The following is a 26,604-nucleotide window of genomic DNA, read 5'->3' on the forward strand; positions in this document are numbered from 1 at the left end:
AGGACTGGTGTTAGCGTATTCTCGAACTTCTCGCTCCAGTCTAGTGGTCTTGCGCAGGGACACTGAATTGCTGTCTTTTGCGCTGGTGACGGCCACGTTGCTAAGTTGCAGACTGATTCATCTTGCTTTCTTGACATAATTACCTTTTCTCTCGCATGAAGTATTCAACGTTACCCCTTTTGTGTGCGGCCTTGCTAGCCGCAGCTCCGGCTATAGCGCAGCAAAAGCCGGCTCCTAAACCCACTACCAAGTCCACTGCACTTACCGGCGGCACGAAGCTGGTGGAGAAAGTAACGAAGCAGCCGGGCCAGCTGGTGATTCCCTACGAGAAGTACGTGCTGCCCAACGGCCTGACCCTGATTGTGACCGAGGACCACTCCGACCCGCTGGTGCACGTCGACGTGACCTACCACGTCGGCTCGGCCCGCGAGCAGATTGGCAAGTCCGGCTTTGCCCACTTCTTCGAGCACATGATGTTTGAAGGCTCGGACCATGCCCCCAAAGGCACTTTCGACAAGGTAACCATTGGGGCTGGCGGTAGCAACAACGGCAGCACAAACGGCGACCGCACCAACTACTACGAAACCCTGCCCAACAACCAGCTAGAGCGCGCCCTATGGCTGGAATCCGACCGCATGGGCTTCCTGCTCGACGCCGTGACGCAAGAGCGGTTCGAAGTGCAGCGGGCTACGGTGAAGAACGAACGCGGCCAGAATTATGACAACCGCCCGTACGGGCTGGCCAGTGAGTACATCAGCAAAACGCTGTACCCCTACGGCCACCCCTACTCCTGGCTAACCATTGGTTACCTGGAAGACTTGGACCGTTCCAATGTAGAGGACCTGAAGAAGTTCTTCCTGCGCTGGTACGGCCCCAACAACGCCACGCTGACCATAGGCGGCGACGTAAAGCCGGCCGAAGTAGTGAAGCTGGTGGAGAAGTATTTTGGCTCCATCAAGCGCGGCCCGGCCGTGGCCAAAACCAAGCTACCCGCTCCCGTGCTCACCACCGACCGCTACGTGAGCTACCAAGACAACGTGCGTTTCCCGATGCTGCAGATGGTGTTCCCGACCGCGCCGGCCGGCCACCCCGACGAATTGCCGCTGGACGCATTGGCTCAGATTCTGGGCAACGGCAAGAACTCGCTGCTCTACAAAAACCTGGTGAAAACCCAAAAAGCTGTGCAAGCCCAGGCGTATCAGCAAAGCGCCGAGCTGGGCGGCCAGATGAATCTGGTGGCCCGCTCGTTCTCTGGCAAGGGGCTCGATAGCCTCGAAATGACCGTGCGCAGCACCATGGCCGAATTTGAGAAACGCGGCGTGACCGACGACGACTTGCAACGCTTCAAGGCCCAAGAAGAAGCGCAGCGCGTGAACCGGCTGGCCAGCGTGAGCGGCAAAGTGAGCCAACTGGCGGCCAACCAAACGTTCTTCAATAACCCCAACTACATCACGGTAGAAACCAAGGAGCTCAAGGCGTTGACCAAGGCCGACGTGCAGCGCGTGTACGACAAGTACCTGCGCGGCAAGAAGGCCGTTATCCTGAGCGTGGTGCCCAAAACCGGCGGCGTAGCCCCGGCCAAGCCCGACAACTTCACGGTGGACAAATCCAGATACCAAGCGCCGAAAGACGAGTATGCGAGCTTGAAATACGTGAAGGCCACCGACAAATTCGACCGCAGCAAGCAGCCCGGTGCGGGCGGCAATCCCGTTGTTAAAATACCCGCTTTATACCGCGACGAATTTGCTAACGGCCTCAAGGTGATTGGTACGCGCAACACCGAGATTCCCGCCGTGACCATGCTGCTCACCATCCGCGGCGGGCACCGCTTGGAGCAAGCCAACCCGGCCAAAGCCGGCGTGGCCAGCCTCACGGCCGCCTTGCTCAACGAAGGCACGGAGAAGTACACCAGCGAGCAGTTCTCGGCCGAGCTAGACAAGCTGGGCAGCAGCGTGCAAATCTCGGCTGGCGACGACCGCACGGTGGTGTCGGTCCAGAGCCTGACCAAAAACCTGCCGGCCACTCTGGCCTTGGTGGAGGAGCGGCTGCTGCACCCCCGCTTCGACCCCGCTGATTTTGCCCGTCTCAAGAAGCAAACGCTGGAAGGCATTGCCAACCAGAACACCCTGCCCGTACTCATTGCCGACAAAACGTACAGCCGCCTGCTTTATGGCCCCACCGACGTGATGAGCGTTGCGGCCAGTGGCACCACCGCCACCGTCGGCAGCCTTACGCTCGACGACGTGAAGCAGTTCTACCAGCAGAATTATGCGCCCAACGTGAGCTTCCTCACCGTAGTAGGTGACGTGGACCAGCAAGCCCTGACGCCCCAACTGGCCTTCCTCAAAGCGTGGCCCAAAAAGGAGGTAATCTTGCCGGTGGGGCAGCCCGCCACCCAGCCCGACCAGACTCGCTTCTACTTTGTGAACAAGGAAGGGGCCGCGCAGTCGGAAATCCGCATTGGTTACTTGGCCATGCCCTACGATGCCACGGGTGAGTATTACCGCGCCACCCTGGCCAACTTCATTCTGGGTGAAAACTTTCTCTCCCGCCTCAACACCAACCTGCGCGAGACCAAGGGCTACACCTACGGCGCCCGCTCGGGTTTTGCGGGCAGCCGCTACGCGGGTCCGTTCACGGCCCAGGCTGGCGTGCGCGCCGATGCCACCGCCGCTTCGGTGAAGGAGTTCATGAGCGAAATCACCAACTACGCCAACGGAATTTCAGACGATGAGCTCAGCTACCTGCAAACGGCCATCGGCCAGAGCGACGCCCTGCGCTACGAAACCGGCCCGCAGAAAGCCAACTTCCTGAGCCGGATTGTGGAGTATAACCTGCCCATCACTTACGTGGACGAGCGCAGCCAAATTCTCAAAAAGCTGACCAAGGAAGACGTGCAGGCTACGGCCAAGAAAAACCTGCCGGCCGACAAGATGTACATCGTGGTGGTGGGCGACCGCAAGCAACTGCCAGCCCTAAAAGAACTCGGCTACCCCGTGGTAGAACTGGATTTGGAAGGCCAGCCGGTAGTAGCTGCCGCTCCTAGCGCCCCGGCGGCTACGACACCCGTCGATGAGAAAACAAAGACCAAAGACAGCAACGGCAAAATGAAAACCAAGACGAAGAAAGGCTAGTCGTTCGCCGAAAGAAGCCCTGCTCTGAGACCAGTAGCCCGTCAGGTTTTTCTGACGGGCTTACTTTTTGGGTCCAATGGTTCGGCCAAATTCAAATGGCCCTGAGTAGTAAGTTGCAAGCGGGTTCCGGGTAAAGCGTAGCTTTCGGGGACTGGCTTTATCTTCACGCAAAAATTTATCCTGACCGTGGCCTCATCCCAACAGCTTGCGCAACTCGACCGCCTCGAGCGGCAGATTACCACCTTAGTGGCTGCCTATCAGCAATTGCGTGAGGAGCTGGCCGATGCCAACACCACCGTACAGCAGCTGCGGGCTGATGTGCGCGACCGGGACCGGCAACTGAAGGAGCGACAAAACCAGGAAAATATTGTTAAACTTGTACACACCATAGCTGGGGAACCCACCCACGCCAACGAATTAAAACTGCGCCTCAACGAATACATCCGCGAATTGGACAAGTGTCTTGCCTATTTGAGAGACTAACCCACTGACCCTCACCCCACCGCCGTAACCTCCGCTTTATGAGCGAACTAGCCATCAAAATTCGTATTGCTGACCGGGACTATCCCATGCGCGTTGACGTGCAGGATGAGGAACGGCTGCGCCTGGCCGGGCGGCTGCTGGGCGACAAGCTACGCGAATTTCGGGAGGGCTACGGCATACAGGACAAGCAGGACCTCCTGGCCATGATTGCGCTGGCCACCATGGCCGACCAATTGAAAGTGAGCAAGGAAAAGGACGGCACCGATGCGGCGCTGACCGAGCGGCTGGCTCGTTTCGACGAGCTGCTTTCAGGCGTGGTGCTGACGCGGTAATACCCGCGCGCGGCACCGCACACTCGTTGGCCCGGCAGGGCGGCGCGGCAATCGGCCGCTCCCGCCCGTAGCCCGGGCAAAACTGTTCCTCCCAGTTATGGTTTTTTACCCATCCCAAACCATACTGATATGTCCCCCATAATAATGTACTGTTTGTTGACCGCGGTGGTCGCCCTTGTGGCGGGCTTCGTGATTGGCAAACAGCTGGCCGGCAAAGCCCGGCTGGACCACGAAGGCCAGGCCACGGCCAAGGCCCAAGAAATCCTCCGCGACGCCGAGGAGAAAGGCAACCGCCTCCGCGACGAGAAAATCAAGCAGGCCGATGAGCGACTGGAGCAATCCAAGAACAAGTTCAAGAACCTGCGCAACGAGTTTGACGTGGAAAGCCGCCGCCTCAAGCAGGCCTTGGAGCAAGAACTGACCGAACGCCGCCAAGGCGTGGTGGAGCAAGAGCAAAGCATCAAGATGCTGACCGAAACCACCCAGCGCCAGCTCGAGCAGCTGCAGCGCAAGGAGGTGGAGCTGGAAAAAGCCCGCGAGAAAAACCAGACCGACACCCAGCAGCTGCGCGACAAGCTGGAAACCCAGGCCGAGAAGCGCCGCATCGACCACGAGGAGGCCATGGCCGAGCTGGAAGAAAAGCAGCGCAACGCCGACGAACAGCTGCACTCCGTGCAACGCCAGCTCGAAACCATAGCAAACTTAACCGCCGCCGAAGCCCGCGAGCAGCTGGTTGAATCGCTGAAAAACGAAGCCCAGATTCAGGCCAGCTCCTACGTGAAGGACACCGTGGCCCAGGCCAAGCTGACCGCTACCAAGGACGCCAAGAAAATTGTGCTGGAGACCATTCAGCGCACCGCCTCGGAGCACGCCATCGAAAACTGCGTGTCGATTTTCAACATTGAAAGCGACGACGTGAAGGGCAAAATCATCGGCCGCGAGGGCCGCAACATCCGGGCACTGGAAGCCGCGACGGGCGTCGAAATCATCGTGGATGATACGCCGGAAGCCATCATCATCTCGGGCTTCGACCCGGTACGCCGCGAAATTGCCCGCCTCTCGCTGCACTTGCTGGTGAAGGACGGCCGGATTCACCCCGCCCGCGTGGAGGAGATTGTGGCCAAAACCCGCAAGAACATCGAGGAGGAAATCGTCGAAATCGGCGAAAAAACCATCATCGACTTGGGCATTCACGGCCTGCATCCGGAGCTGATTAAGATGGTGGGCCGGATGCGCTTCCGTTCTTCTTATGGCCAGAATCTGCTGCAACACTCGCGCGAAGTAGCCAACCTCTGCGCCACCATGGCCGCCGAGATGGGCCTCGACGTGAAGAAAGCCAAGCGCGCCGGCCTGCTCCACGACATTGGCAAAGTGAGCACCGAGGAGCCCGAGCTGCCCCACGCCATCCTGGGTATGGAAATGGCCAAGAAGTGGAAAGAGCACCCCGACGTGGTAAACGCCATCGGTGCTCACCACGACGAGATTGAGATGACGGCCATGATTTCGCCGCTCGTGCAGGCTTGCGACGCCATTTCGGGCTCGCGTCCCGGCGCCCGCCGCGAGATGATGGAGAGCTACATCAAGCGCCTCAAGCAGCTCGAAGAAACTGCCAACGGCTTCAAGGGCGTGAACCAGTGCTTCGCCATCCAGGCCGGCCGCGAGCTGCGGGTGATGGTGGACGCCGAGAACGTGACCGACGAGCGCGCCGCCGAGCTGAGCTTCGAAATCTCGCAGAAAATCGAGAAGGAAATGCAGTACCCCGGCCAAATTAAAATCACCGTAATCCGGGAGATGCGCGCCGTGGCCTACGCCAAGTAAATTACCTAAAAAGGCAAGAGAAGCCCTTGGAGCAGCTGCTTCAAGGGCTTTTTTTATGCGATAGCTACATCTAGCCGTAACTTTCAACTCATGAATACCCTGTTCGTTTCCCGCTCGCTCTATCTATTCGCGGCCCTGGCAATAAGTGCTTGCGCCGTCCAGCGCAACCCCTATGCCACTACCAACCGCTCGTATAAGCAGCAGGTGAAGGCCTACGCCAAAGCCTTGCGCACGACGCCCGTGCCCCTGCCGAGAGGCGCCGATAGCCTGCTGTTGGGCAAGTACTGGGTGGGCACCACCAACTTCAACCTGCGCAAGCCCAACATGGTAATTATTCACCACACGGCGCAGGATTCGACGGCCCAGACGCTGAAAACCTTCACTCTGACGCGCACGCAGGTGAGTGCCCACTACGTCATTGGGCGCGATGGCCAGGTGTTTCACATGCTCAACGACTACCTGCGGGCCTGGCACGGCGGCGTGGCTAAGTGGGGCAACGATACCGATATTAATTCCTCGTCCATCGGTATTGAGCTGGATAACAACGGCCTTCAGCCCTTTGCCGAACCGCAGCTAACCAGCTTGCTGAACGTGCTGGCGGGCCTGAAAAAGGCGTACAACATTCCGACCGCCAACTTCATTGGGCACTCCGACATTGCGCCCAGCCGCAAAACCGACCCCAGCGTCCTCTTCCCCTGGAAGCGCTTGGCCGACAATGGCTTCGGCTTGTGGTACGACGCCGGGCCCCTACCAAGCCCTGACCCGGTACCGGCCCTGCCGTTGGATAGCCTCGTTGCCTTGGCTGGCCCTCGCACGTTGCCGGGCACAGTGCTTTTGCCGGCGGATAGCGCCATAATCGACGCTCAACTGGCGGCTGCAAACAGCGCTACCTCGGCATTCAAACCCCAGGAAGCGCTGCGCATTATTGGCTACGACACGCGGAATCTACCGGCAGCCATTCAGGCGTTTAAGCTGCATTTTATTCAGCAAAACGTGAACGCGCCGCTGACGGAAGCCGATAATCGTATTCTTTTCAACCTGTATAAGAAGTTCTTGTAAACAGGTTTTAGCTAATTGACTCCTTACTTCGCGGCAGCTTGCTACAAGCAGTTTTCTTGCCGGGCAGTTTAATTTTATGCTATGTTAAAAGTATCGCAGCGCGGGCAAGACATGCCGGTTTCGCCGTTTCGGAAGCTGGCCCCCTACGCCGAAGCGGCCCGCAAGCAGGGCAAAATTGTGTATCCGCTCAACATTGGGCAGCCGGATATTGAAACGCCGCCGGCCGCGATGGCCGCCATGCGCAATGCCGATGTGCGCGTGCTGGGCTACAGCCACGGCGCGGGCACCGAAAGCTACCGCCGCAAGCTGGCCGCCTATTACCAACGCGCCAATCTGCCCGTGACTCTGGAAGATATTATTGTGACCACCGGCGGCAGCGAAGCCATTCTGTTTGCGCTGCTCACCTGCCTGAATCCCGGCGACGAAGTCATCATTCCGGAGCCGTTTTATGGCACCTACACGGCCTTTGCTATTGCGGCGGGCGTGACCATCGTGCCCGTCACGGCGCACATCGAAGACGGGTTTGCCCTGCCGCCACTGGCTGATTTTGAGCGCGTTATTACGCCCCGTACCCGAGCCGTGCTCATCTGCAATCCCAGCAATCCGACCGGCTACGTCTACAGCCGGGCGGAGTTGGAAAGCATTTTGGGCCTGTGCCAAAAGCATCATTTGTACCTTCTTTCGGACGAGGCGTACCGGGAGTTCTGCTACGACGCGCCATATGTGAGTGCCTTGCAACTGCCGGGCGCCGAGCAAAATGTCGTAATAGTCGACACCATTTCAAAGCGCTATAGTGCGTGCGGGGCGCGCATTGGGGCTTTGGTTACGCTCAACAAGCAGGTGTACATTGCGGCCTTTCGCTTCGCCCAGATGCGGGTGAGCCCGCCCGGCCTGGGCATGTTGCTGGCCGAGGCAGCGGCGGAACTGCCGGAATCGTATTTTGACGAGAGCAAGGCCGAGTACCTAGCCCGGCGTGACCTGACCGTGGCCCGGCTGCAGGCCATGCCCGGCGTGGTATGCCCGCGGCCGGGCGGCGCGTTCTACGTGCTGGCGCACCTGCCCGTCGACGATAGCGAGACCTTTGGCCAGTGGCTGCTGGAAAGCTTTTCCTACGAAAACCAGACGCTGATGCTCTCGCCCGCCAACGGTTTTTACCAAACGCCGGGCCTGGGCAAGCAAGAGGTACGGTTGGCCTACGTACTCAATCAGACTGACTTGGCCGCAGCCCTCACCTGCCTCGAACACGCCTTGCTCGAGTACCCGGGTCGTACCGAGACGCAGCTACCCGCCGTCGTGGAAACGGCTGCCCCCTTGCCTGCCTAGCCCTATAGCTTTTTACATATGATGCCCGCTATCGCCCCAAGCACCGAAGCGCCCACCAAAGACTACCGCGCGCCACTGCGGGTCTGGCACTGGGGCAACGCCCTCTTAGTTAGCCTGCAGCTCATCACCATTTTGTTTCAGAAGGTGATTGTAAATGCCAGGTCGGCCGGCCCGGAGTTTCAGGAAACCATGGCGAAGGAGAACATTACGCTGAGCGTGCAACAGGCCCGGTCGCTCACGCACATCCTCAGCGAGCGTATCTGGGAGTGGCATATCTACTTTGGTTGGGCGCTGGTGGCCCTCTTCGGGTTGCGCGTGGTGCTGGAGCTGCGTGGCCCTTCCGAGCTGCGCTTTTCGGCGCGCCTGCTGGAAGTAGCCCGGCGCTACCGCCTCACCCCGGCCGCTGGCAAAAGCGAGGCCGGCAAGGTACTGTTTGCCAAAAGCACTTACGCCCTTTTCTACTCGTTTCTGACCATCATGGTCATTACCGGCCTCATCCTAATTTATGGCAATGACGTAGCTTTTCTGCGCAGCATCAAGCACTTGGCCGAAGAGACGCACAACGTGACGATGTACCTGATTATCGCCTTTTTCGTGGTGCACGTAGTGGGCGTGGTATGGGCAGAAACCACCAAAGACCACGGCCTCATTTCGCGCATGGTGGGTGGCGAGGCCCCCAAATCCTAATCACCCAAAGTCCGAATGCACATAAAAAAAAGCGGCTCAATTGAGCCGCTTTTTTTATTGGATATAACTTGGCTTACTGCCCGGGGGCCGGGGACGCCTGCTGCGTGGGAGCAGCCGATTTGGCTGCCTGCTGCATGGGGTTGGCCGGCGCCTGCTGCTGCTGCTGGAAGAGCTCGAAGCGGGAGGCGGCGGGCTGGCGCGGGAAGGCGTTGTTGCTCAAATCGGTGTCGGCCGTCTGCTGGAACGGGTCGATGACGAAGGAAATGACCGGCTGCTTGGTGACGAGCACCTTGGTCACTTTCTCGTTGTTCTTGCGCCAGATTTCGGCCGGGATGGTCTGGATTTCTTTGCTGTTGTCGGCGTAGGTGAGCTGCACAATCACGGGCATGACCAGCCCGCCGACGTTGCGCAAGCTCAGCTCGTAGAAGTGCTGCTGCTGGCCCAGGCGCTGCTTCTGCTCCGGGCTCAGCCCGCCCAGGTAGGCCTGGTAGCGCTGCTGGTCGGCGGCCGTGACGGCCAGCGGGTTGTAGGCGTTGTAGAAGTCCTTGAGCTCGGGCTTCTCGTCCACCAGCGTGCGTTTCACATCCTGGGCGTTGCGCTGGGCCGAAATCGAGGGCACCTGGGCGGCCTGCAGCTGCTGCAGGCGGGCCTTTTCCACGGCCGGGTCGCCCGTGCTCGGGGAGTAGGCCTTGACCGACTCGAGCGCCAGGTCGGTGCGGTCGGTGGTGTAGAACCAGCCGCGCCAGAACCAGTCCAGGTCCACGGCCGAGGCGTCTTCCATGGTGCGGAAGAAGTCGGCGGGCGTGGGGTGCTTGTAGGCCCAGCGCGTGGCGTAGGTCTTGAAGGCGTGGTCGAACAGCTCGCGGCCCATCACCGTCTCGCGCAGAATGTTCAGCGCCGTGGCGGGTTTGCCGTAGGCATTGTTGCCGAACTGCAGGGCCGACTCCGAGTTAATCATAATTGGCGACTGGAGCGACTTGTCCGTCATCATGTAGTTAACCATGTTGCGGGGTTCGCCGCGCGACGACGGGTAGTCCCGCTGCCACTCCTGCTCGGTGAGGTACTGCACGAAGGTGTTCAGGCCCTCGTCCATCCACGACCACTGCCGCTCGTCGGAGTTGATAATCATCGGAAAGAAGTTGTGCCCCACTTCGTGGATAATCACCGAAATCATTCCGTATTTCCGCTGGGCAGAATAGGTGCCGTCCTTCTCGGGCCGGCCGCCGTTGAAGCAAATCATCGGGTACTCCATGCCGCCCACCGGGCCGTGCACCGAGATGGCTACCGGGTACTCGTACGGTATGGTAAATTTCGAATAGGTCTTGATGGTGTGCGCTACCACTTCGGTGGAGTACTGACCCCAGAGCGGGTTGCCCTCTTTGGGGTAGTAGCTCATGCACATCACGGGTTTGCCGTTCTGCTTAATCTGCATGGCATCCCAGATAAACTTGCGTGAGCTGGCCCAGGCAAAGTCGCGCACGTTCTTGGCGGCGAAGGTCCAGGTTTTGGTGCCTGTGGCACGCTTGGCTTCGGCACTCACGGCTTCGGCCTGGCTCACGATGAGCACCGGCTTCTTGGTGTTTTTGGCTTGCTCGAGGCGCTTTTGCTGGGTGGAGGTCAGGACCTGGGCGGCGTTTTGCAGCGTGCCGGTGGCGCCCACCACGTGGTCGGCGGGCGCGGTGATGCTCACCTTATAATCGCCGAAGGGCAGGGTGAATTCGCCTGTGCCCAAAAACTGCTTGTGCTGCCAGCCTTGGTTATCCGAATACACCGCCATGCGCGGGTAAAACTGCGCGATTTCGTAGAGGTAGTTCTTGTCGCCAGGAAAGTACTCGTAGCCGCTGCGCTGGTTTTCCTTCAGCTGGTCGTTGATGTTGTAATGCCACTTCACGTTGAAAGCGAAGGCTTGGCCGGGGCGCAACGGCGTGGGCAAATCCACGCGCATCATGGTGTGGTTGACCACGGTTTTGAGCGTTTTGCCGTCTTTGCCGGTCACGCTTTCAATCTTGAAACCGCCGTCGAAATCCGATAGCATGGCTTCTACCGATTGGAACGGCATGCGGTCCTGCAACTGGCTCACCTCCGTGGCCTTGGTGATGGAGTTTTTGTCCAGAATGTTCTGGTCGAGCTGGACCCAGAGGTAGGGCAGCACGTCGGGCGAGAGGTTGGTGTAGGTGATGGTCTCGCGGCCGGTGATGGCCTGCTTGGCGTCGTCGAGTGTGACTTTGATGTCGTAGTCGGCCCGCTGCTGCCAGTAGTCCTTGCCCGGCGCCCCACTGGCCGTGCGGTACGAGTTGGGCGACGGCAGCACGGTTTCGAGCTGCGCGAATTTGTCGGTACCCGAGTTAGTGTTCTGGGCTAAAGCAGGTTGCACACCGACCAAAGCCAGCACCAAGCCGGCAAATAGAAAACGACGCATGAGAAAATGATGAGGAGAAAAAAGCTGAAAACACGAAGGCAAACAATGTCGGCGAAGATACACCAGAGGTTGCGGAGGGCAGGCCAATCAGGTGTCCGTTGGGCTGAATTTTATCTGCTGACACGCCGCGCTCTAAGCGACTGGAAATCATGCTGGATACTCAGGAGCACTAAGCTGCCGGCATCAGGGCCACAATAGCTGGAGCAGCAACACGGTGGCAATGCCCAAGGCCGCGCCGCTGGTGGTGAGCAACCAATCGCGACGCGCCACCCCCAGGCCACGCAGCAGCAGCAATCCTGCCAGCAAAATGGCCACCACAATGAGCACCTGACCCAACTCGACGCCTACATTGAAAGCGAGCAACTCCAACACGGGCCGGCTGGTTGCCCCGAGCAACGACTGCAGGTAGTTGGAGAAGCCAAGGCCGTGAATGAGGCCAAAGCCCAAGGCCAGCGCATTGGGCGCGGCAGCCAGCACCGCTGGTGCCCGCGGCGTTAGCACGCGGTTGGCTCCGCGCATGTTGAGCACAGCCGTGACCATGATGGTCACTGGAATCAGCGCTTCGATAACCGCGGGATTGAAGGCTACCACGCCGAGCGTGGCTAGAGCCAGCGTAAGCGAGTGCCCCACCGTGAAGCTGGTGACCAGGGCCAGCACTCGGCGCCAGTCGGCCAACACATATGGCGCGCACAGAGCCAGCAGAAACGTGAGGTGGTCGGCAGCCCGCGGTGTGCAGATGTGCAAGAACCCCAGTTGCAGGTACGTTTGAAAAACAGACATTCCTAAAAATCCCATTGAATAGCGGGCGGTAGGGCGAAGGTCGGGTTTTTCCCGAACTGTGTATTTGCGCTGCCAACAGCAACCAGCAAACTAGCCGCCGCGCTGTATGTACCTCAGCAGAAACGTTGCCAAACACCAAACATAAACCCTTGTTTATTAATAAAATATAATAATAAATCTGACTTTAAGTCGCAGTAGCATCTCTACCGAGGTGATGTAGTGACAAACTAAAAGTTTGAAAACTTCTGACTTTTCAAACCCATTACACGCAGCTCCAAAGTGCATTCCCCAAAGCAAAAACAATGGAATTTCCATCAACACGAGGTAAATAATTCAGACTTTATAGTGAACCCCGCCCCATTTGGAGACCGGTGAGTGGGCCTCTTACTTCGCCCCATCATTCACCGCATTCACGGTCTCATGTTCCGCTCCACACTTCTTTTCCTACTGCTCGCCGGCTCAGCTTCTGCTCAAAGTTCTCCGGCCGGCTTGCTGCTGGCACCTCCTGTCCCGCTGCCCGTGGCTGCCCCTACCACGGCTGCCGACACAGTACAAGCCATTCGCCGCTTGTTTGCCAAGCGGCAGCGCGTGGGCAACATCTTAACCATCGGAGCCGTCGGGGCGGACTTGGCACTGGCGGGCGTATCGGCGGCCTACGAGAGCAAGGGCAGCCAGTCGGGTGGCGGCGGTGGCATTATTGGGGGCAATAGGCCACTGTTCGAATTAGGATTTGGCGGATTCGCCCTGGTGTATGGGGTGGTGGCCGCCCCCGTGATGGGCGTGGGCATCCAGCAACTTATTGCCTACGGTCCTCGCCGCGAAGCCAAAGTAGTAGCGGCTTACGAAGCCAATCACCGCCTGCCCAGCAAAATCCAGCACCAGCTACGCAAGCACTTATTGAAGGGCAATGCGGCAGCCTCTGGCACCACCAAATAGCATCCGGGGCCAGCCTCGGGTCCTTAGCGTTGCTTAATAGGCAGCGTCACTTTCCGAGCTGGGCAGTTCCATGATTTCCAGGGCTGATGTTCCGAAACCGGCGACACCGCTGCTTACAAATTCAGGGGCTTTGCTAGCTAGTTTTCACAAGAAACCAAATCAACAACCATGTTTATTCGGGCTACCTTCCTAAGCGTGCTCTTTTGCGGTGTATTATTTACATCGGCTGCACAAACTGCTTCCTATACCAAAGCTGATACCGCCCGCGCTGTGCGCGCCTTATTTGACCAGCGTAGAAGCAGTGCCCGCGCATTAACAGCGGTGGGTGGCACTGCAATGGGAATTAGTGCCGTGGCAGCCATTGGAGGTGCCAGTACCGACGATGGTCTGGTTAGGGCTTTTTTGTTTGGCAATGCGGTCTTGCTTTCTGCGGTGGGGGTGCCGCTGTACCTTGTCGGGAGGAAGCACCATAAGGAAGTTACGCTGGCCCAGGAAACAGCGATAATGGCAGCGTATGAGCAAGGCCAACGGCTACCGCCACTTGTCATACAACGCCTAAAGCGCAGGCATTTTGCCCTGTAGGCAAGACCTTACCGCAGCCGGGAGTTAGGTTACACAAGCGTCACTGCTACTAAAAAATACGCCCCGCCAGCCACCAGCATTCCCTACATTTGCTTGCTTGTGCAAACATTTTCGGCCATTCTAACCGGCAGTTGCACTTCTCTTCATCAAGCATTTTCAAGTCCTAATTCTGGTGCCCAACGTGCGTCCTTCTTTCCGTTACTGCCTCTACCTAACGCTGCTCCTATCAATGGGCTTTGCCACTACCCACGCGCAAACCCTGTCGGCTCCCGCTCCGGTAGCCGCGCCGGCGTCGGCCTCGCTCAACGCCCTCACCCGCGCCGACACGGCCCGGGCCGTACATGAGTTGTTCCGGAGCCGGCGCGGAGGCGGGGTGGGCTGGCTGGCCCTGGGCACGGCCGGCATACTGGCCTCTACCCTGCCGGCCCAGCAAAGCACCAGCGCCGGGGTCTGGACGCCCGGCGTGGTGGCAGGCTCGGCGTTTCTGCTCATTGGCCTGAACAAGCGCATCCAGTTCCGGCCCGGCCGCGAGCGGAATGTGTTGAGCGAGTTGGCGGCCACCGGCCACTTGCCCGCTAACGTGACGCGGCGCCTGCGGGGCAACTTCGCGCCGTTGCACGGCACGGCATCGGCCGAAAATCCTTTGTTGGCAAAAGGCATAGCCCCGAGCATCCCGCTCGCCGGCAGCCCAGCCCCTACTTCTGCCCCGCTCCAGCCGGTTCTTACCCCAGCCCAGCTACTGGCCGATGCCCGGCAAGACACCCTCGATGCCGTGCAGGGGCTCTTCAATGCCAAGCGGCTAGGTGGGCAATTGCCTATTCTGCTGGCCCTGCCGGGACTGCGCCTCATGACCGGCGCTTCCGGCACCAGCACCCCGTCTTCGCCCTACCAGCAGCCCCAACGCAGCGAGCCATCCGGCGGGCAAGTGGCTTTGGGCCTGCTGCTGATGACGGGTGGGGTCACGTACATGTTCCTGCACAACGCGCCCTACACCGACGCCAAATTCGACGCGCTCCGCACTAGCTACCTGGCTGGCACGCCGCTGCCGCCCGCCATCCGGGCGCAGCTCAAAAACAAGCACGTGGCCGCTGGCCGCACTTACCGCGAACGTTTGGAACGCAAAGCAGCACGCAAGCGCAAAGATTAGAAGCATCAAGCGCTATGGGGTTCTTTCCGACTCAACGAAAAATGCCAAACAGTGAGTGGCCTCATTGATGTTTACACGTCACAAGCCACTAAACCCGCGACAACTGTATATAATTATATATAAGTAAATAAAACAAAATTTAAAAAACAAACCTACCGTTGCGGTAATAAAAGGTATAGATAGTATTCCTAAATTTGCAATTGCCTCTGCAACCTTTTATTGTGATAGAATGTACTTACGCAAAGTAACCACGAGGCTAAGACCAGAACTTTTGGTTGACAGCTTTTTGAGGTAAACAATCAATTTCAAACATATTGATTTATTGTAATTTTTACAAAAAGATTACAATAAATCCTTCCTTTTCATAAACACCTGATAGGTGTTTTTTTTATCAGTTCCCATGTTACTGAATTGTTAGCATACTGATTTAGTAATATGGGAACTGATAAAAAAAATTAAGAAATAATCATGCGAAAACTTTAAGTTTAGTACAATGGACTTCAAATATTTTTTAAAAGAGAGAAAAAACAATCTCGTTTACTTGCGCTATAAACTCATCGTCTTAGCGGGAATGGGCTTCGAAAAGCAATACAAATATTTTCCAGACGCTGTATTTGAGAAGCATATTTTTAAAATAAAACTGAACAGGATTAAATGGGCTCACTCTACTAAAATTGTAACAGCTCCGCGAATGTTGGTAAACGGGGAATGGGACATCCATTCCAAAATGCCCGTGCATGATTTTTTACGGAAAAATGATTCTTGCAATACCATTTTTCAGATTTACTCTGAAGGTTTGCCTTTCCAAGAGTCTGACCAATATAAATCAATGAAGCGGTATATAGATTCTGGTATAATTGGGCCTGGCTGGCAGGCAAGAGGATGTAAATCGGTCCAGGATATCGACATGTACTTCAAAAGGCTAGAAAAGCATTTTGACAACATAAAGAGGAATGGATATAAAGCCCAGTCAGAATTAGGGAGCAATCGGTTTCATGACGAATTAACTGTATCTATCGACAGAAACGGTGAGTTTCACAAACAGGAAGGCGAGGGCCATCATCGATTAGCAATAGCCGTTCTGCTTAACATTCCCACTGTTCCGGTAGCTATTAAGCGAATTCATAAAAATTGGGCGAAGGAGCAGTTCAAAAAGCATAAAGCTGACTTACTCACCTCACTGAAAAAATCGTTGGCTGCATCTTCTGATGACGCCGCGTCTTATTGGCTGTCCACGCACACAAGCGAGGGAATAGCGGCCCAGTCTGCCGCCAGTCAGTCATCCCAGTTCAGCGCATCACTAAGCTGGCCGTACAGCGCTGGCTGACAGTGACGGAGAAGTATAATGCTTCCAGTGTAAGCGAAACGATTGGCAGGCCGCCAAGAACGTGATAACAGAAATAATTGCGCTTCTTGTCCAACCACCGCATACTTTCAAAATAAAAAGCCCCGCCAGCATTACGTTGGTGGGGCTTTTTAATTAATTAGCAATTAATAATTACATCGCTATTAATTACACCGCTGGCATTTCCACGTTCTCGAATTTCACTGCGCCGTCTTCCAGCACGGCTTCTACTACCGAGTCTTTGCTGACGCGGCCGGAGAGAATGTCTTTCGACAGCTCGTTCAGTATCACGCGCTGCAGCACACGCTTGAGCGGCCGGGCGCCAAACTGCGGGTCGTAGCCCTGCTCGCCGAGGTAGTCGAGCACCTCGGCGTTGGCTTCGAGGCGGATGCCGGCTTCCTCCAGGCGGTGCTGGATTTGCTTGAACTGGATGTCGACAATCTTGCGGATTTCCTTGCGCTTGAGGGGCTGGAACATCACGATTTCGTCGATGCGGTTCAGGAACTCCGGGCGCATGTGCTGCTTGAGGCGCTCGATGACTTCCTCGCGGGTGCGGTCCACCACTTCGTCGTGGTTGTACTCATTCAGCTCTTTGAAATTCTTCTGAATGATGTCGGCCCCGGTGTTCGAGGTCATGATGATGATGGTGTTCTTGAAGTTCGCCACCCGGCCTTTGTTGTCAGTGAGGCGGCCGTCGTCGAGCACTTGCAGCAGGATGTTGAACACGTCGGGGTGCGCCTTCTCAATCTCATCGAGCAGCACCACCGAGTAGGGCTTGCGGCGCACGGCCTCCGTGAGCTGGCCGCCCTCGTCGTAGCCCACGTAGCCGGGAGGCGCCCCGATGAGGCGCGACACGGCGTGGCGCTCCTGAAACTCGCTCATGTCGATGCGGACCATCGAATTCTCGTCGTTGAACAGGTACTCGGCCAAGGCCTTGGCCAGCTCGGTTTTGCCCACGCCCGTCGAGCCCAGGAAGATAAACGAGCCTATCGGCCGCTTGGGGTCCTGGAGGCCGGCGCGGGAGCGGCGCACGGCATCGGAAATGGCCGCGATGGCCTCGCTCTGGCCAGCCACGCGCTTGCCCAGCTCTTCTTCCAGGTGCAGCAGCTTCTCGCGGTCCGACTGCAGCATCTTGCTCACCGGGATGCCGGTCCACTTGGCCACCACTTCGGCAATGCTTTCGGCCGTTACTACTTCCTGCAGCATGGTGCCGCCGTCTTTGTTGGCGTTGGCCTGCTCCTGCAGCTCCTTGAGCTTGGCTTCGGCCTCCTGAATCTTGCCGTAGCGCAGCTCGGCTACGCGGGCATAATCGCCCTGACGCTCGGCTTGTTCAGCCTCCAATTTGAACTTCTCGATGGCTTCCTTCTGGGCCTGGATGCCGGAGAGCACGGCTTTTTCGCTTTCCCAACGGGCCTTCAGGCTGTCGCGGCGGTCGTTCAGCTCGGCTAGCTCCTTGCTGAGCACGGCTTCGCGGTCCTTGTTGTTTTCGCGGCGAATGGCTTCGCGCTCAATTTCGAGCTGCATGATGCGGCGCTGGATTTCGTCGAGCTCCACGGGCATGGAATTCAACTCGATGCGCAGCTTGGCGGCGGCTTCGTCCATGAGGTCGATGGCCTTGTCGGGCAGAAACCGGTCGGTGATGTAGCGCGAGCTCAGCTCCACGCAGGCAATCACGGCGTCGTCGGTGATGCGCACGCCGTGGTGCAGCTCGTACTTCTCCTTGATGCCGCGCAGGATGCTGATGGCGTCTTCCTGGGTGGGCTCGTCCACCATCACGGCCTGGAAACGGCGTTCGAGGGCCTTGTCCTTCTCGATGTATTTCTGGTATTCCTTGAGCGTGGTGGCCCCGATGGCGTGCAGCTCGCCGCGCGCCAGGGCGGGCTTGAGCAGGTTGGCGGCGTCCATGGCGCCCTCGCCCCCGCCGCCGGCCCCGATGAGGGTGTGCATCTCGTCAATGAAGAGCACAATCTGGCCGTCGGAGTCGGTCACTTCCTTGATAACGGCCTTGAGGCGCTCCTCAAATTCGCCCTTGTACTTGGCCCCGGCCACGAGCAGGCCCATGTCGAGGCTCATGATGGTTTTGTCGCGCAGGTTTTCGGGCACGTCGCCGGCCACGATGCGCTGGGCCAGGCCCTCCACGATGGCGGTTTTGCCCACGCCGGGCTCGCCGAGCAGCACGGGGTTGTTTTTGGTGCGCCGCGAGAGGATTTGCAGCACGCGGCGGATTTCCTCGTCGCGGCCAATCACGGGGTCCATCTTGCCGGCGCGCACCTGCTCGTTGAGGTTGCGGGCGTAGCGGTTCAGGCTCTGGTACTGGTCTTCGGCGCTCTGGCTCGTGACTTTGCGGCCGCCGCGCAGCTCCTGAATGGCGGCTTTCAGGTCTTTCTCATTAAAGCCGGTATCCTTAAGCAGCGTAGCCACGGCGTCCTTGCCGCCGAGGATGCCCAGCAGCAGGTGCTCGACGGACACAAATTCGTCGCCCATGTCCTTCATCACCGTGTTGGCGCGCTGCACGGCGGCAGCGGCCTCGTTGGCGAAGTAGGGCGAGCCGCCGCTCACCTTCGGGTAAGCGGCCACAATGGCATCGAGCCGCGGCGTGAGGATGTTGAGGTTAGCGCCCAGCTTATTGGCCAGAAACGTGAAGACGCTTTCGTCGCTCTGGAAGAGGCCCTTCAGCAAATGGCCCGTTTCGACGGCCTGCTGCTGGTTGCCCCCAGCTATTTCGGTGGCCTTCTGCACGGCCTCCTGTGCCTTGATGGTGAAGTTTTTAAAGTCCATGATGCGAGTCTCTAAGTAGGTGCTTCGGGTTAGGAAGTTTGTACGAAGGGACTAGCAAACGGGGTGCGAGAGTGGGTTTTCGGACTTTTTGGCGGGAAATTGGATTAAAGCGCTAAAATGAATGGACAAAATTTCTGCTATTCAGCAAAATCACCCTGTACGTTGCTGTACCACGCCCAACGCACCCCTGTGTATGCATATAATTCTTCGTAAAAAGAGCCATCAGTTCGATTGATTCTAAGTGGCAGAGCAAATGGCTCACCTTCCCCCAAACTAATGTAATGGTTATTGTACCGGTTTATATTTCCAATAATTGAGTCATAAAACAGTATTACCATGGTGATATATTCTTCCCATTTTTCAAAAGGAATACTTCTCAACTGGTGAAATGACTTTCCAGGCTCATAGTTTGAAAATCCTATGTGACTTTGCGACATAGAGAACTGTGAGTGTGCGACTACATTTCTTATTTGGTCAGCGTAACAATCCTGCATTAACATTGAAAATTCTGGACACACTTCCATACTTCCATCTTTAATCAAGTCCTCTAGAATATACGAGCGTCCTTTTCTCTCTTTCTTACCCGTTATTTTATTAGGTCCATAAACTTTATTAAAATCAAAATTCCAATCATAGTTCTCACCATTCGCAAGCTTCACAAGCATAAGAAGCATTTTAGAGAATCTATTAGATTCCCAAAATTTGAGGTACACCATCAATTCCAGATGAATTGACATTTTAATGTGTTTTTCTTTTTCTTCTGCTGAATGTTCTTTGAAAGCAGATTCTCTATCGACTACATTTCTTCTATAGCTATCATAGAATTCAAACTGGGTTTGCTCATCCCAATACTGGCTACCAGGCCCAATGCAATAGGGACTCAGATTTCTGCCAGGCACGTCAATCTCTTGGTAAAACCCGTTTTCCAGTATGATTAATAAATCCCCTTTATGAGACTGATTATCAAAGGCTGCATCAAACAAGGCGCTTACAGCTCGTTCAACGTATGGAGCAAATTTTTGAAGCGTATCGAGATACAGCATATTATCAGATTTTTAATTTGAGTAGCACCTTGAAATATTTGTACTGAAGAATATTTGTGCTGAAGCAAGCTACACAGAAGCTGCTGTTTCTTCAGCGGCGGGGGCAGCGGGCGGGGAGGCGGGTAGGCCCCGATAATTATTTTGAGCAGCTGCCGCTTCTGCCGTTTCTACTGGCCCGGCTGCGGCAGCACCACGTTTGCCATCGCCTTGAGGTCTAGGTCCGGTATAAAGCCATCACACACGGTGAGGATGCTAAACAGATACCGCTTCAACTCGGCGGGCTCGGGCTGCTCCTGGCGCAGCGCGGCCTGCACGAGATGCAGGGACAAATCGGCCAGTACTAGTTGCTTGCGCGTTGTAAGGTCGCTGGTTGTAACCGCAGTGGACTCCGTCAGGGCGTGGGCCTGCCGAACGAGGTCCAGAATAGCGTCTTGCATACTCAATTAGTGGTTAAGAGGAAAAGTGCAGCACCGTGCATTGCTGCCGCAATGTGGCAAAGCTAGTTCCTGCCTGAAAACAAAGAGCCCCAGCAGTTGCTGAGGCTCTTTTGGTTAGGGCGTAAGGCAACCGGCTAACGGTTAAGCAGGAGCCTTACAGCTGGACGCCCTGGGACTGCAGGTGTTTTTCGGCCGCGTTTTGGTTGGCCAGGTATTCGGTGTGCTGCTCGGGCGTGCGCTGGGTGCCCAGGCTGGCCAGGTTCTGCCGCAGCTCGGCGGCGGGCATGTCGGTGCCGTAGGCCGGAGTGCCCGGCTGCTGCCGCCACGACTCGTGCAGGCTGCCGGCGTCCACAGCGTCGAAGCCCAGCTCATCGACCAGCGCCATTACCTTTTGCTTGGCGGCGGCATCGTCGCCGGCCACGGGCAGCGAGATGCGGCCGGGTGTGCCGGCGGGCTGCCCTTTTTGTTCGAGGTGTGTGGCGTAGATGTTATTAAACACCTTCACCACCGGCCGGCCCAGGTGCTGCTGCACCCATTCGCTCTCGGTCAGGGCGCCGCTTTCCAACTCGGGCAACTGGCCGTCGCGCAGCAGGGGGTAGTAGTTGCTGGTGTCGATGACCGGCACGTCGGCGGGCACGCCCTCGAACAGGTCCTTGGGCAGGTCGGGAATGCTTTTCAGCGGAATGGTCACGATGATGATTTCGCCGTGGCGAGCGGCTTCCCGGGCCGTGACGGGGATAGCGCCGGTTTTTTGGGCCAGGTCCTTCAGCGTTTCGGGGCCGCGGGAGTTGGCAATGTATACCGAGTGGCCGAGGCTGGTGAGCCGCACGGCGAGGGCGCTACCGATGTGGCCGGCCCCGATGATTCCAATGTTCATAAGCGTATGATTAGCGAGTGTAGCGGCCGCTATGTTATAAAGCGACCCGTTCTAAGACTACCCGCCCGGCAGGATTGTTTCGCGGGGGGACTTTACCCGCAGCAGGCAAGCTGCTTATATGAGCAAGGCAGCATTCCCATACTTTACCGAACCGACCAAGGCTCAGTTTTTCAGTGGCTGGGCTTCCAGCTCTTGCAGCGCTTGTTCTATTTCGGGCAGCAGGTCCTTGAGTTGCGCGTGCGCCAGCTCTTGTAGCGAATGCCGCTTCGCCAGCTTTTCGGCCACCAGGTAGCCGATGTAGTAGCCGGAGCGGGCGGGCGTTTCGGCCTGCTCGTCCATGCCCATAAAGTAGCGGCTGTAGTCTTCCTTCTTCTCCGAATTGAGCACGGCACGCAAGGGGCCCACGTAGCGCGGCAACGCCGCCTGGGTACGCTCGGGCGTGTTGCGGGGCAGCCCGAAGAGGTTTACCCCGGCGGCTTTGGGGTTGAGGGCGTGGGCCACGTAGGTGGCCAGGCCTTCGCGCCACAGCGCCGCGGCCACGGTTTGTTCCTCGCCAAAAAACTGGCTGTGGTAGATGTGAAACAGCTCGTGGTGAAAGAATGGCTCAGGGTCGGCCTCCTGTCCGTAGACGTAGGCAATCATGTCGAGCCCAAACAGCAGCGCCTCCTTGTCGCGCACGGTGCGGGTGGCTCCATCAAAAGCCCCCAGCGAGTACATGAAATAGATGCGCCCGTTGTACTTCAGGTCCGGAAAGGTCTTGCGGAAACTATTCTCGTAGCGCGGCAAATCCTGGCCAATTTGCTGGCTGAGGCGCAGCACCAGGTCCATTTTGGGCTGCACCAAGGCCTGGATGGCGGGGTAGCGTTCGGGCAGAGTGGCGGCAAAGGCCTTGTCGGGCGGGCCGCCCAGTACATCCCGGTTGTATACCTCCGGGTGCGGGTCAGCCACCAGCTTTTTGAAGAGGGCTACCTGCGTGGCTTGGTCCTTGTCGCGGGCCTGGGCCCAAAACTTTCTAAAGTCCGGCATCAGGTCCACGACGCTGTAGCCGGGCTTGGTTTTCAAAGGTTTCGCGGCGGCCACTGCGGGCTTTTGCGAAGGGCGGGGGCTGGGTGCAGACGTTTGCGCTTCGGCCACCTGCACCCCAAACAGTGCGGTGAAGGCCGTTCCGAGCGCCAAAGCAGCAAGGAAGGGACGCATAACAATGGGAGTGGAAGTGTGAAACCACAAAAATATTTGCTGCCCGCATTCGGAGAAAATAGCACCCGGCCTGCGCTACACTTTTTTGTTGTGGAGCCTGGTTGCTCTCACGGGTATCGCCCTATTTGGTAGGCCCTAGCTAGAGGGCTCCCACAGCTCAATCTTGTTACCGGCGTTGTCCATGATATGCACGAATTTTCCGTACTCGGAATTAGCGATGTTGTCCAGAATGGTTACTCCGTTTTCGCGCAGTTTGGCTACCAGCCCTTCCATATTCTGAACCCGGTAGTTAATCATAAACTCCTTTTTTGAAGGGGCGAAATAGTCGCTTCCGGTTTTAAAAGGACTCCATTGGAGCTGGTTTATTTCGTCCGGCTTGTCTGCGTTTCTGGATTCAAAAGTCGCACCCCATTCAGAGGTTTCAAACCCTAGATTTTTGGCATACCATTCATTGGTTTCCTTCGGATTGTCGGAAAAAAAGAAAATCCCTCCAATGCCAGTCACCTTGGGTGTTGTGTCGGGGGTTGAAGGGGTATGGGGCGTTTCGTTTTTTTGCGCTTCCATCTTGCTGGTTTTTGCTTATTGAGATGCAAATAAGGAGTTTGTGCCACGGGTATTACCTCCCGGCGCTACTTGCGCGGGATTTCCTGCAGCGTCCACGTATTGCCATCGGGGTCCTGGAAGCCGGCGTACTTGATGCCGCCGCCCAGGTCGCGAACGTCGCCCATTGCCACGCCGCGGCCCGCCAGCTCGGCGCGGGCTTGCTCAATATCGGCTACCACCAGGTGCAATCCGCGCAGGGAGCCGGCCGGCATGGCCAGGCCCGCCAGTCCTTCGCTTAGCACGATAGAACAGCCAGAGCCCGGCGGCGTAAGCTGCACCACCCGCACCGTAGGGCCGGGCCGCACGTCGTGGTCAAGCTTGAAGCCTACTTGTTGGGAATAAAAATGCTTGGCGCGGTCGATGTCGGCTACCGGCACCGGCACCAGCTCAAGTTTCATATTCATACGAAAATTGACGGAATGGGAGGAAGGAAACCGAAGTATAACTAATTGATTTAGCTCCTCGCCGGGCCGCAATTAATTAGGGCAATTTGTTTAAGAAAGCATTTTCCAATCCAGCTACTTTCAGTTCCTTTCAGGGGCTATATTCCGGCAGGGCTATGCCATCCGTTTGATTCATTTCACGGGTTGCGGCACCAGCAGCGCCGGTACCGAAACGCCCGTTCCACGGAGTGCGCCAACTAGCACCCGTGCACGCCGAAAGGCAAGCCAGCAGCGCTAGAAAAAAGGGCCACTGCTCACGCCAAGAGGGTTTATTTCCCTGGCGTGAACAGTGGCCCTGTTTCTAGCGCTGCTAATTATTGCCCTCGATATAATTAGCCAGCGGATTGTTTAATTGCCGCCCTGGCCGTTGCCGCCGTCGCCGGCTTTTTGGTCGTCGTTGCGGATGCTGCGCTTGGGGCGGCTGGGCTTGTTTTCCAGCTTGCCAAACCGGTAGCTGAAGGCGGCCCGCACGCCGCGGTTGTACACGTAGGTGGTGTTGGTCGACATGGACTGGCCGGTGTCGAAGTCGTTGCTCAGCTTCACGTAGGAGCTGAAGGGGTTGTCGGCGTTCAGGGTCAGGTCGCCTTTGCCTTTCCAGAGGTCTTTGCGCAGGCCCAGGGAGTACATCTGCCAGGGCGAGCTGCTGCCCTGCAACTGAATGCGGGGCGAGTTGAGCATGGCAAATAGCTGGAAGCTGATGCCCTTGCCCAACTTGTAGCCCGAGTTGATGTTGGCCGAGTACACCACGCCGCGGTTGCTGGTGTTCAGCGTTTTGCTGCTCAGGTACACGTAGAAGGCGCTGATGTTGCCGCTGATGTCCCATTTGGGCAGGGGCTTGGCCGAGCCGAACAGGTTGAGGCCGTAGGTCTGGTTGCGGGCCACGTTGCCGAAGGTGGCCAGCACCCGGCCATCGTCGTTGGTGGTGTACACCCGCTCGATGGCGTTGTTGGTTTGGCGCGAATACACCGATACGTTGATGCTGGTGCCTTTGGCAAAGGTGTTCCAGTTCAGCTCGTAGTTGTCGGTGAATTCGGCGTCGAGTTTGGGGTTGCCTTCCGAGATGTTGCGCGGGTCCGACTCGTTGCGGTACGGGTTGAGGTAGAAGATGCTGGGGCGCTGTATGCGGCGCGAGTAGGTGGCCCGCAGTGAGGAGCCCGGCTGCTTAAGGTTGCGCGTGAGGGCCACGTTGGGCAGCACGTTGGTATAGCTCAGGCGGAATTCGTCGTCCTGGTTTTGGAAGTTGCCGCGCAGGTCGGTGCGCTCCACGCGGGCACCCAGGCGGGCCGTGTACTTCTTGCCCAGGCTGGTGCCGTAGGTGGCGTATCCGGCCAGCACGTCCTGGTCGTAGTCAAACTTGTTGGTCAGGCTCGGTTCCAGCCCAAATACGCCGGTGCTCAGGTTGGTGCGGAACACCTCGTAGTCGCTGAACACCGTACGCTGAATCATCTTGGCGCCCACTTCCACGGTTTGCTTCTCGCCCAGCGGGTGCACGTAGTCGGTTTGCAGCGTGCTTTCGAGGTTGCGGGCCAAGTTGGGGCTCTGCTCGCGGTACTGCGGGTTGTTGAAATCGGGGTTGACGAGCGGAAACTGGGTCAGGTCGTACTCGCTGTCGCGGCGGTTGCGGCTGTGCTGGGCCAGCACCGTCCACTCGCGGCGGCTCTTGGCCCCGAAGCTGCGGGTGTAGGAGCCCAGCAGGTCGTAGCTGCGGTTGGTAGCATCCATTGTCTGCTCGCGGGTGTAGTTGCCAAACAGCGGATTGGTGCTCGCGGGCTGCCCCTCATCAAGGGTGTAGCGGTTGTTGATGTCGAGGTCGAACTGGTTGCCGAACTGGGCGGTGCTGAAGGTCAGGCTGAGGGCGTGGTTGGGCGCGGGCTCGTACTCCAGCCCAACGCGGCCCTGGCCGCCGCCGCCCATGCCCGTGCCGTCGTTGCGCTGAAACAGCCGGCCCGTAGTCAGAATCGACTGGCCATTAACCACCGTGCGCACGCCCCGGTCAATGCGGTCCACTTCCTGGTCGCCGGGGGCGTAGAACGAAAAGGCATTAAGCCCTGCCGTCACGCCCAGCTTCCCTTTGCGGGCGTTCAGGGTGAAGTTGCCGTTGGAGTTGCGCGTGCCCAGGGCCAGGCCCACGTTGCCGTTCACACCCTGCAGGTTGTTTTCCTTCAGCACAATGTTGATAATGCCGGCCGAGCCTTCGCCGTCGTACTTAGCCGAGGGCGAGGTGATGACCTCCACCGACTTAATCTGGTCGCCGGGCAGCTGCTTGAGGGCGGTGGCAATGTCGCCCGAAATCACAGCCGAAGGCTTGCCGTTGATGAGGATGCGCACGTTGCCGGAGCCGCGCAGTTGCAGGTTGCCGTCGGGGTCCACGCTCACCATCGGGGCCTTGCGCAGCACGTCGGCCGCGGTGCCGCCCTTGTTGGTGTTGTCGGTGCCGGCGTTGTACACCAGGCGGTCGGGCTTGCTTTCCACCACGGGGCGGTCGCCGGTCACGGTCACATCGCTGAGCTGCTGGGCGGCGGCCGTCAAGGCCACGGTGCCCAAATCCAGGGACATTTTGCCATCGGCCAACGTCACGGGCTGCGTGAGGCTGCCGTAGCCGATAAAGCTGAGCTGCAGGCGGTACTCGCCGGCAGCCAGGCCCTTCAGGGTGAAGCGGCCTCGGTCGTCGGCTACGGTGCCGTCCACGGGCTTGTCGCCGGTGGCGGGCAGCAGGGCCACGGTGGCAAACTCCACTGGTTTCTTGGTGGCACCATCCAGTACCACGCCGCTGATGCGGCCGGTGCCGCGGGCAGTCGGCAGCGTTACCAGGGCCGGAGGCGTGGCGCCCGGCGCACCCGTTGGGATGCCGTTGGGGCCTCCCGCGGGCCGCGAAGCCGGGGCCGCGGGTGCCTGAGCGGCGGCTTGGTGAGCAAGCACACTGGCCAAGGCCAGCATTGGCAGTAAGGGGTTATTCATAAAAAGTGCAGAAAAAAGGTGGTCGAGGAAGTAGGGGTATTACAGCGAGCCACCAGTAAAGAGAGGCCGCACGCCGGAGAGCAGGGAGGGGTTTGTTATCTGCTTCCAACAGGTGTATCGCTGACCCCTACCGTTGCATTACTGGATAAATAAATTTTTCTATGCGCTGATGGCAAGGGGGCGCGCCAAGCCACCAAAAAGGCGCATTAAAGCACCAGGCCCA

General features: G+C 57.9%; 21 protein-coding genes. 11 read left to right on the top strand and 10 right to left on the bottom strand.

Features of this window, described 5'->3' with window-relative positions; genetic code table 11:
* Positions 1–155: 155 nt before the first annotated feature.
* The 7 genes from I2I05_RS06210 (at position 156) to I2I05_RS06240 (ending at position 8,836) form a co-directional block, all read left to right on the top strand.
* Complete coding sequence (locus tag I2I05_RS06210; RefSeq protein ID WP_196281350.1) at positions 156–3,134, top strand: M16 family metallopeptidase; 2,979 nt, start codon at positions 156–158, stop codon at positions 3,132–3,134.
* A 186-nt stretch (positions 3,135–3,320) separates the two neighbouring features.
* Positions 3,321–3,617 (top strand): hypothetical protein, encoded by a 297-nt coding sequence (locus tag I2I05_RS06215; RefSeq protein ID WP_196281351.1) that lies wholly within the window; start codon positions 3,321–3,323, stop codon positions 3,615–3,617.
* 38 nt (positions 3,618–3,655) lie between these two features.
* Positions 3,656–3,949, top strand: a complete 294-nt coding sequence (locus I2I05_RS06220) for a cell division protein ZapA (RefSeq protein WP_196281352.1) — start codon at positions 3,656–3,658, stop codon at positions 3,947–3,949.
* A 129-nt stretch (positions 3,950–4,078) separates the two neighbouring features.
* On the top strand, positions 4,079–5,767 hold the full coding sequence (gene rny / locus I2I05_RS06225) for a ribonuclease Y (protein WP_230688178.1): 1,689 nt from the start codon (positions 4,079–4,081) through the stop codon (positions 5,765–5,767).
* Positions 5,768–5,857: 90 nt separating this feature from the next.
* Positions 5,858–6,826 carry an N-acetylmuramoyl-L-alanine amidase gene (locus I2I05_RS06230; RefSeq protein ID WP_196281353.1) on the top strand — a complete coding sequence of 323 codons (969 nt, stop codon included), beginning with the start codon at positions 5,858–5,860 and terminating at the stop codon, positions 6,824–6,826.
* Between the two features lie 81 nt (positions 6,827–6,907).
* Entirely contained in the window at positions 6,908–8,149 is a 1,242-nt protein-coding gene (locus I2I05_RS06235; RefSeq protein ID WP_196281354.1) for a pyridoxal phosphate-dependent aminotransferase, read from the top strand.
* A gap of 18 nt (positions 8,150–8,167) precedes the next feature.
* Entirely contained in the window at positions 8,168–8,836 is a 669-nt protein-coding gene (locus I2I05_RS06240; RefSeq protein ID WP_196281355.1) for a cytochrome b/b6 domain-containing protein, read from the top strand.
* 73 nt (positions 8,837–8,909) lie between these two features.
* Here the strand turns inward: I2I05_RS06240 and I2I05_RS06245 are convergent, their stop codons facing one another.
* A complete protein-coding gene (locus I2I05_RS06245; RefSeq protein WP_196281356.1) occupies positions 8,910–11,255 on the bottom strand; it encodes a M1 family metallopeptidase in 2,346 nt (781 codons plus the stop codon).
* A 183-nt stretch (positions 11,256–11,438) separates the two neighbouring features.
* Positions 11,439–12,035: a HupE/UreJ family protein gene (locus tag I2I05_RS06250; RefSeq protein ID WP_196281357.1), complete on the bottom strand. Its 597-nt coding sequence runs from the start codon at positions 12,033–12,035 to the stop codon at positions 11,439–11,441.
* A 519-nt stretch (positions 12,036–12,554) separates the two neighbouring features.
* Here I2I05_RS06250 and I2I05_RS06255 point away from each other — a divergent pair.
* From I2I05_RS06255 to I2I05_RS06270, 4 genes are all read left to right on the top strand, one after another.
* Positions 12,555–12,971: a hypothetical protein gene (locus tag I2I05_RS06255; protein ID WP_196281358.1), complete on the top strand. Its 417-nt coding sequence runs from the start codon at positions 12,555–12,557 to the stop codon at positions 12,969–12,971.
* 168 nt (positions 12,972–13,139) lie between these two features.
* Positions 13,140–13,553 (top strand): hypothetical protein, encoded by a 414-nt coding sequence (locus I2I05_RS06260; RefSeq protein ID WP_196281359.1) that lies wholly within the window; start codon positions 13,140–13,142, stop codon positions 13,551–13,553.
* A gap of 181 nt (positions 13,554–13,734) precedes the next feature.
* The gene (locus I2I05_RS06265) at positions 13,735–14,700 is read left to right on the top strand and encodes a hypothetical protein (protein WP_196281360.1); all 966 of its coding nucleotides are present in this window, start codon (positions 13,735–13,737) and stop codon (positions 14,698–14,700) included.
* A 493-nt stretch (positions 14,701–15,193) separates the two neighbouring features.
* A complete protein-coding gene (locus tag I2I05_RS06270; protein WP_196281361.1) occupies positions 15,194–16,027 on the top strand; it encodes a hypothetical protein in 834 nt (277 codons plus the stop codon).
* 186 nt (positions 16,028–16,213) lie between these two features.
* On the opposite strand, the gene clpB is transcribed toward I2I05_RS06270, so the two are convergent.
* The 8 genes from clpB to I2I05_RS06310 all read right to left on the bottom strand — a co-directional run bounded on the left by clpB (position 16,214) and on the right by I2I05_RS06310 (position 26,381).
* Positions 16,214–18,823 (bottom strand): ATP-dependent chaperone ClpB, encoded by a 2,610-nt coding sequence (clpB, locus tag I2I05_RS06275; protein WP_196281362.1) that lies wholly within the window; start codon positions 18,821–18,823, stop codon positions 16,214–16,216.
* Positions 18,824–18,960: 137 nt separating this feature from the next.
* Positions 18,961–19,866: a hypothetical protein gene (locus I2I05_RS06280; protein WP_196281363.1), complete on the bottom strand. Its 906-nt coding sequence runs from the start codon at positions 19,864–19,866 to the stop codon at positions 18,961–18,963.
* A gap of 167 nt (positions 19,867–20,033) precedes the next feature.
* Positions 20,034–20,303 carry a hypothetical protein gene (locus I2I05_RS06285; protein WP_196281364.1) on the bottom strand — a complete coding sequence of 90 codons (270 nt, stop codon included), beginning with the start codon at positions 20,301–20,303 and terminating at the stop codon, positions 20,034–20,036.
* A 154-nt stretch (positions 20,304–20,457) separates the two neighbouring features.
* Entirely contained in the window at positions 20,458–21,180 is a 723-nt protein-coding gene (locus I2I05_RS06290; protein ID WP_196281365.1) for an NADPH-dependent F420 reductase, read from the bottom strand.
* A 162-nt stretch (positions 21,181–21,342) separates the two neighbouring features.
* Entirely contained in the window at positions 21,343–22,377 is a 1,035-nt protein-coding gene (locus I2I05_RS06295; protein WP_196281366.1) for a DUF2268 domain-containing putative Zn-dependent protease, read from the bottom strand.
* Positions 22,378–22,512: 135 nt separating this feature from the next.
* Entirely contained in the window at positions 22,513–22,941 is a 429-nt protein-coding gene (locus I2I05_RS06300; RefSeq protein WP_196281367.1) for a VOC family protein, read from the bottom strand.
* A gap of 65 nt (positions 22,942–23,006) precedes the next feature.
* Positions 23,007–23,384: a VOC family protein gene (locus I2I05_RS06305; protein ID WP_196281368.1), complete on the bottom strand. Its 378-nt coding sequence runs from the start codon at positions 23,382–23,384 to the stop codon at positions 23,007–23,009.
* A gap of 387 nt (positions 23,385–23,771) precedes the next feature.
* Positions 23,772–26,381, bottom strand: coding sequence for an outer membrane beta-barrel family protein (locus I2I05_RS06310; RefSeq protein WP_196281369.1), 2,610 nt, complete (start codon positions 26,379–26,381; stop codon positions 23,772–23,774).
* Between the last annotated feature and the right edge of the window lie 223 nt (positions 26,382–26,604).

Origin of the sequence: Hymenobacter jeongseonensis (assembly GCF_015694725.1) — a bacterium.
Classification (GTDB): Bacteria; Bacteroidota; Bacteroidia; order Cytophagales; family Hymenobacteraceae; genus Hymenobacter; species Hymenobacter jeongseonensis.